General features: G+C 66.0%; 1 protein-coding gene. It reads right to left on the bottom strand.

The window, feature by feature from the left end; genetic code table 11:
* On the bottom strand, positions 1-8453 hold an 8453-nt coding region (locus CH251_RS16510), incomplete at both ends, for a non-ribosomal peptide synthetase (RefSeq protein WP_143544977.1).

The following is an 8453-nucleotide window of genomic DNA, read 5'->3' as shown; positions in this document are numbered from 1 at the left end:
GGGGTCTTTCTCGCCGTCGGGTCGGATGAGGCGGATGGTGGCTCCGACGGTGAGGGGCCAGAAGAATTCGGGGACGGAGACGTCGAAGCCGACGGAGGTCTTTTGCAGTACTCGGTCGCCGATATCGAGGGTGAAGACGGATTGGCGCCAGGCGATGAGGTTGACGATGGCGGCGTGCGACACCATGACGCCTTTGGGGCGGCCGGTGGTGCCGGAGGTGAAGATGACGTAGGCGATGTCGTCAGGAGACGGTGCTGTCACAGTGTGCGGAGCTGAAGCGTCGTACGAGTCGAGGAAATCGCGAACGGTCGAATCGTCCAGTTCGAGAACAGTAGTGGCGACAGCGGCAGCATGTGCAGCGTGACCGGCGCGGTCGGTGACGATCACGGTCGGTGCGGCGTCGTGCAGGATGTGCCCGACCCGCTCGGTGGGGTAACCGGGGTCGATCGGGACGTACGCCGCCCCGATCCTGGTGACGGCGACGAGCGTGATCACCAGATCCGTACCGCGGGGAAGCATCACCGCCACCCGATGCCCGGCCGTCACATCATTGTTGTGAAGCGTTGCGGCCATCGCCTCGACGCGGGCGTCCAGTTCAGCGTAGGTCAGCGAGGTACCGTACTCGTCCACCACGGCCACCGCGTCCGGTGTTGCGCGAATCTGGTTGCGTATCAACGAGTCGAGCGTCGTGCCGGAGGTGGGGATCTCGAGACCCATGGCATCGGGACCGGTCGACCAGGACTCGATCCGACTCAGCTCGTTCTCGGGAACAGCGCTCAACGACGCGATATACGCGTCGGGTGTCGTTGCCAGAGCCTGGATTACGCGTGTAAGAGTCAGGACGAAGCGGTCGATAGTCGAGCGGGAGAACAGATCCGTCGCATAGGTGACGTAACCCGTCACGCCGGACGGAGTGTCCTCGAAGTCGATCTCGAGATCCGTCTTCGCCGCGGCCAGCGATGCCGGGTCTTCGCCCGCGGTCTCGGGAAGGGTGATCAGTCCCGGAAGGCGGAAGAGGTCCGGCTCGGTTGCGTCGGACACCGTGTGTGTCAACAGAATCTGGAACACCGGGGTTCGGCCCGCGTCTCTCGGTGCGTTCACTGCACGGGCGATCTCCTCGAACGGCGCGCTCTGATGCGCCAATCCGTCCAACACCACCCGATGAGTGTCGGTGAGCACCTCGCCGAGTGTCCCGCGTGGGGACAGTCGGTGTCGCAGGGGAACGGTGTTGACGAAGTACCCGACGAGGTCCTCGAGTCCGTCCTCGGTGCGTCCGCCGACCGGGGAGCCGATCACGACGTCGTTGCCGGCCCCGAGGAGAGATGCGGTGATCGCGGTAGCGGCGTGGACGGCGGTGAACATGGTGACGTCGAGCGAACCCACGGTGCGGCGCATGGCACCGACAGTCTCCGCGTCGAGCTCGAACGTGAGGTCTTCACCGCGATGAGTCGGGTCCGCGGGGCGAGGGAAGTCGAGCGCGATGATGCATTCCTCGGGTGCGTCGCCGAGGACCGTGCGCCAGTAGTCAAGGTGCCCAGCGAGTTCCGATCTCGGGTCTTCTGCACAGCCGAGGACGGTACGTTGCCACGTGGCGTACTGCGCGTAGCTGACCGGTAGCGGATCCCAGTGGGGTGCCGATCCGGCGATTCGCGCGGCGTATGCGCTCGAGAGGTCGCCAAGCAAGGACGGGGTCGACCACTCGTCGACCGCGTGATGGTGAACAGCGAGGACGATCACCCACTGCGAGTCCTCGCTCCTGAGCACGGCAACGCGGATGGGGAGATCCGTGGCGAGATCGAACCCGGTACGGACGAGGGAGCCGATGCTTTCGTCGATGCCTCGACGGTCCCTATCGCGAAGGTCGTTCACCTCGAGAGTGATTCGAGCTGCGGCGTCGGCCGGGGGCACGATCACCTGCACCGGAACGCCATCTCGTTCGACGAGGAGAGTGCGGAGGGTGGCGTGTCGTTCGACGACGTCGTGCACAGCTGCCGTGAAGGCTGTGGTGTCGAGGTGACCACTGAGCCTCAGCACGGTCGGCACCACGTACTGCGACTTCGGTCCTCCGAGCTGGTCGATGACCCACAGCGACTGTTGCCCGTAGGACGCCGGAACCTGTTCGGGTACAACCATGTCGGAGACTCGAGCACGATCGATTCCGGTGGAGTTCGCGGCGTCGGCGAGGCCTGCGATGGTCGGCGTTTCGAACACGTCGCGCAGCGTCAGATCGGACCCGATTGCCGAGTTCACGCGGGCGATGAGTCGGGTGGCGGTGAGGGAGTGTCCGCCGAGGTGGAAGAAGTTGTCGTCGACGGTGAGGGTGGTGTCGTTGTCGAGGTGGAGTACATCGCGGTAGATGTGGGCGAGTGTGTGTTCGGTGGGGGTGTTCGGTGTTCGGCCGGTGCCGGTGGTGGTGATGTCGGGGGTGGGGAGTGCTCGGGTGTCGAGTTTTCCGTTGGGGGTGGTGGGGAAGGACTCGAGGTGGGTGTAGGTGGTGGGGACCATGTAGTCCGGTAGTGCTGTGGCGGTGTGGGTTCGGAGGTCTGCGGCGGGGTGGCCGGTGTAGTAGGCGGCGAGGATGGTTCCGCTTGCGGGGTGGTCGAGTGCGACGACGATTGCGGTGGTGACAGCGGGGTGTTGTTCGAGGGTGGTGCGGATGTCGTCGAGTTCGATGCGGAAGCCGCGGATCTTGATTTGGTCGTCGGTGCGGCCGAGGTAGTCGAGTTGACCGCCTGTGTTCCAGCGGGCGAGGTCGCCGGTGCGGTACAAGCGTTGTCCGTTGGTGGTGGCGGTGAAGCGGGTGGCGGTCAGGCCGGGTCGGGTGATGTAGCCGTCGGCGAGTTGGATTCCGCCGAGGTAGAGCTCGCCGGTGACGCCGATGGGGACGGGGCGGAGCCAGGGGTCGAGGACGTGGACGGTGGTGGCGGTGACCGGTCCACCGATAGGCACGGTGCCGGTGGCGTACTCGTTGACCGTGTCTTCTTGTAGGTGGTGGCCGGTGACTTCGACGGCGGCTTCGGTGGGGCCGTAGGTGTTCCATACGTGAACGTCGGTTCCTACCAGTTCCCGGGCGAGGGCGGTGGGGAAGGCTTCGCCGCCGACGGAGAGGGAGCGGAGTTGGGTGTCGGCGAGGGTGAATCCGGTGTCGAGCATGGCGTGCAGGACGGTGGGGACGAGTTCGACGAAGGCGATGGGTTCGTCGCGGAGTATGTGTGCGAGGTGGTCGGGGTCTTTTTCGCCGTCGGGTCGGATGAGGCGGATGGTGGCTCCGACGGTGAGGGGCCAGAAGAATTCGGGGACGGAGACGTCGAAGCCGACGGAGGTTTTCTGGAGTACTCGGTCGCCGATATCGAGGGTGAAGACGGATTGGCGCCAGGCGATGAGGTTGACGATGGCAGCATGCGACACCATGACGCCTTTGGGGCGGCCGGTGGTGCCGGAGGTGAAGATGACGTAGGCGGTGTCGCCCGGTGCGGGTGGTGATGGAACATGAACGGACGCAACCGAATCGAGGGTTAGGCGGGTGTCCGCGCGGTCGATCACGATCACGTCGTCGTCGAGGGTTGATCGGTGGTTTTCCAGGGTCGTCCGGTCGGTGACGATCGTGGTAGGGGTGGCGTCGTCGAGGATGTGTCCGACTCGTTCGGTGGGGTAGTTGGGGTCGATGGGGACGTAGGCGGCGCCGAGTCGGACGGTGGCGTGGAGGGCGGCGGCGAGGTCGATCGATCGGGGCAGTATGACGGCGACCCGGTCGCCGCGTCGAACTCCTGTGTCGAGGAGGACGGCGGTCATGGCGTCGATGCGGGTGTCGAACTGCGCGTAGGTCAGTGCCGTGCCGGTGTCGTCGACCAGAGCGATTGCGTCGGGTGTGGCCTGGATCTGGTTGCGTACCAACGAGTCCAGGGTGGCACCTGCGGTGGCTATCTCGAGACCGGTGGCGTCGGACCCGGTCGACCACTCGTCGATGGATCCGGTGTCGGTATCGCAGACCAGTGCGGACACCCGGCTCGACGGTGCGTCGGCGAATGTCTGCACCACTCGGATGAATGTCCGAACGAAACGGTCGATGGTGCTCGGGGAGAACAGATCCACAGCGTAGGTGAGGTACCCGGTGATGCCGTCCGAGGATTCTTCGAGATCGAACTCGAGGTCGGTCTTGGTGGCCGTCGACGAGGTCGCACGGATGGAACCGGAGTCGTCAACGACAAGACCCACCAGTTCCGGGCCCGTGGATCCGACGCCGGTGTGATGGCTGAGCAGGATCTGGAACAACGGGGTGCGCCCGGTGACCCGGGGGACGTCGAGCGCGCGGGCGATGTCCTCGAAAGGTGCGCTCTGATGGGCGAATCCGTCCAGAACGGTGCGGTGAACCTGAGCGAGAACCTCGGCCACGGTGTGGTGTGGGTCGAGTGTGTGCCGGAAGGGAAGTGTGTTGACGAAGTATCCGACGAGGTCTTCGAGGCCGTCCTCGGTGCGTCCGCCGACCGGGGAGCCGATCACGACGTCGGTGCCGGCACCGAGCAGAGATGCGGTGAGCGCGGTGGCGGCGTGGGCCACGGTGAACATGGTGACACCGAGATCGGTGGCAGTGCGGTGCAGGCCGGCCACGACGTGGCGATCGAGCTCGAAGGTGACGTCACGGCCGCGATACGTCGGCTGCGTGGGCCTGGGCCGGTCGAGGGCGATGATCGATTCGGCCGGAGCGTCGTCGAGGGCACCGCGCCAATAGTCCACGTGGCGTGAGAGTTCCGACGTGGGATCGGCAGCGGATCCCAGAACGGTGCGTTGCCACGTTGCGTACTGCGCATACGAGACCGGCAACGGCTCCCACGCGGGTGCATCGCCGACGACCCGCGCCGCATACGAGCGGGACAGATCACGGAAGAGGCTGGGTAGCGACCATTCGTCGACGGCGTGGTGGTGGATGGCGAAGACGAGCGTCCACGCACGCTCTGCAGTACGCAGGATCTCCACGCGTATCGGAAGGTCCGTGTACAGATCGAAGCCGGTGCCGACCACCTCGTCGATACGGCTGTCGATCCCCTCGGCGGATTCGGTGCGTAGATCTGCGACCGCGATGTGGGCCGATGCGGCGGCAGCCTCGGCAGGCACGATGACCTGAATCGGATCACCGTCCCATTCCACGAGCCGTGTGCGCAGGGGTTCGTGTCGACGAACCACGTCGCGAACCGACTCGATCGCAGCGGCCACATCGAGATCGCCGGTGAGGCGGACGACGTTCGGGACCACGTACTGCGATCGCGGGCCGCCGAGGCGATCGATCACCCAGAGGGACTGCTGACCGAAGGAGGCCGGAACACGTTCGGGAACAACGATGTCGGAGATGCTCTCGCGGGTCTGTGAGACGCCGACGAGCGTGGCCAGTCGGGCGACGGTCCGGGCGTCGAACACATCCCGCAACGTCAGCGCCGAACCGAATTCTGCGTTGACGCGAGCGACGAGCCGAGTCGCGGACAGGGAGTGACCACCGAGGTGGAAGAAGTCGTCGTCGGTCGACAGGTCGGTGCTCTGGGGCAACGCCAGAACATCGCAGAAGTACCGCGCCACCGAGTGTTCGGCAGGAGTGACGGGTGCACGGCGGGTTCCGCTCGTGGCCAGTTCGGGAGCGGGCAGTGCGCGTCGATCCAGCTTTCCGTTGGGCGTCGTGGGAAGCGAATCGAGAGGAAGGAAGACGGTCGGCACCATGTAGTCCGGGAGTGCCGCGGCCACGAACTGCCGCAGTTCGTCGGCGTCGACGGCGTCCCCGGTGTGATAGGCCGCCAGAAAGTGCCCGCCTGCAGGGTGGTCGACGGCGAGAACGACTGCGGCGGACACCGAGGCATGTCGCTCGAGGACGACGCGGATCTCGTCCAGTTCGATGCGGAACCCTCTGATCTTGACCTGATCGTCGGTTCGGCCCAGGTACTCCAGTACACCGGACGCGTTCCACCGCACCAGGTCTCCGGTGCGGTAGAGGCGCTCACCGGCCGGGGATGCAACGAACCTGGAAGCGGTGAGATCGGGTCGGCCGATGTACCCGTCGGCCAGCTGCACTCCGCCGAGGTAGAGCTCGCCGACCACACCGTCGGGTATCGGCCGCAGCCAGGAATCGAGCACCCGAACGACGGTATTGGCGACCGGTCGACCGATCGGCACGGCAGCGTTGTCGATCGATTGCGGCGAGTCCACCTGCTGCGCGGTGACGTCCACCGCGGCCTCGGTCGGCCCGTACAGGTTGTGCAGCTCGGCCGCTGCGAACAGGGTCGCGGCGGCCTCCGCGGCCTTCGCGGGGAGCGCTTCACCGGAGAAGAAGACGCGTCGCATGCTCGACAGCCGAGCGACCTCGGGAGTCGCGTCGAGAAACGCTTGCAGCATGGCGGGGACGAAGTGTGCGACGGTGATCGAGTGACGCTCGATGACGTCCACCAGGTAGCCGGGATCCTTGTGGCCCTGGTCTCTCGCGATGATCAACGACGCTCCGATGACGAACGGGAGGAAGAACTCCCACACCGACACGTCGAACACGGCGGGTGTCTTCTGTAGCACCCGGTCGCTGGGGGTGAGCGCATAGTCGTCCCGCATCCACTGGAGTCGGTTGACGATAGCTCGGTGCGAGACCATCACACCTTTGGGACGCCCGGTGGTGCCGGAGGTGAAGATGACGTACGCGGCGTCGGACGGGGACGGCGGAGATGCGACGACGACTGCCGTGTCGGAGGTGTCGAGACGGGCGCGGACGAGCGGATCATCGACTGCCACAACGGTCTCGGAGAGTACGGCGCTGTGCCGTGAACTCCCGGCGAGGTCTGCGATCACGAGGATCGGCGCAGCGTCGTCGAGGATGTGACCGATGCGGTCGGACGGGTAGTCGACATCGACGGGGACGTATGCCGCTCCGATCCTGATCACCGCATGCAGCGTGAGAACGAGATCGACCGAGCGCGGCAGCATCACGGCGACCCTGTCCCCGGAAGTGACCCCGTGCGAAAGCATTTCGGCCGCCATCGCGTTCACCCGGGCATCGAACTGGCGGTACGTCAGAGCAACACCTGCATCGTCGACCAGCGCGACAGCGTCCGGCGTCGCCGAGATCCGTTGCCGTACCCGAATATCGAGTGTCGCGGTGGCGTCGTCGCGGGCAACCACCGGACCGGTCGACAGAGCGTCGACTCGATCGAACTGCTCGGTGCTCAGCAGGCCGACGTTCGCCACTGCGTCGTTCGTTGATTCGGCGATCCGGGTGAGATAGCCGAGGAAATGGTCGAGCATGTCGGTGAGCGAATCGGGGGTATGGGCGGGGTCGTTCGACGACAGATCGAGACGGAATCCGTGGATTCGATCGCGGTACACCATCAGATCGAGTCGGCCGGCCGGTCCACTGGTCACGGTTTCCTGCCGCCCGATGATCGAGCCGAAGGCGTAGTCGTAGTCGAACGCCTTGACGTTCAGTTGTGGCAGCGCCGCGTAATCGTCCTGGCCGTTCGGCCACAGTCGGGCAAGCGCCTCCCCGGCCGTGTGGTGGCGCGAGCTCGCCCGCATCTCGTCGCGCATGCGGGTCGTCAACTGCACCAGGGTGTTCGACGGGTCCACCCGGAACACCACCGGTGCCGCATCGACGAGCATCGCGGGTGTCCGCAGCGCCGCGGCACCGAACCGGTTCATCCGCGGCAGCTGCAGAGCGAACAGATCGCGCCCGTCCCGCGCCGCGGTGAACAGTCCCCAGCCCAACGCCACCACGTCCGACCACGATGCCCGCGCCGAGCGGGCGAGTGCGTCGATCGCCTCGGCGGTAGGCGGTGCGATCGAAGCTCGGCCGTGGGTGAAGGGCAGCGAGAAGCGCCGCGAGGCGTCGAATGTCACCGCGGGCGCGCCCTCGGCCTCGGCGCACCGCTCGACCCAGAACTCGTTCGAGATCGAATCCTGCGGTGATGCAGCAGTACTGACCAGTTCGGCGTAGTCGCCGAACCATCGATCCGGCACCGCGCTTTCCGTGACGAGCGCCGAGTACACCTCCGCGACGCGTCGAGTGAACAGTCCCAGCGCGTAGGCGTCGACGAAAAGATGGTGGGTTGCGAATTCCCATGCCCACCCGCCGCTGGTTCGGGGGTGCAGGACCGACAGCGACTCGTATCGGTTCTGTCCTACGCCGTCGACGCGGCAACGCTCTGCAGCGACTGCGCGGATGCCCGCGTCCTCGCACGCGGAGGTGACGACCTGGAGGGCACCGATGGGCCTGCCGGCGGCTGCGAGCCGAGGCACTCCGTCCGAGCCGATAGTCGGCCGCACACCGAGGACCTCGGCCTCGGAGCCCGCCACGGCCAACGCGCGATTCAACGCGGCCACGTCCACGTCGTCGTCCAGCCAGACCAACTGTGAGATTCGGAAGGCGTCTGCGTCGGGGCTGACCTGTTCTGCGGCCCACACACCCAGTTGCGCTGCTGTCAGCTCCAGAA

Source organism: Rhodococcus sp. 06-462-5 (genome assembly GCF_002258315.1).
Taxonomy (GTDB): Bacteria; Actinomycetota; Actinomycetes; order Mycobacteriales; family Mycobacteriaceae; genus Rhodococcoides.
The sequence above is the reverse complement of the archived record's forward strand: the minus strand, read 5'-3'. Positions and strand labels throughout refer to the sequence as shown.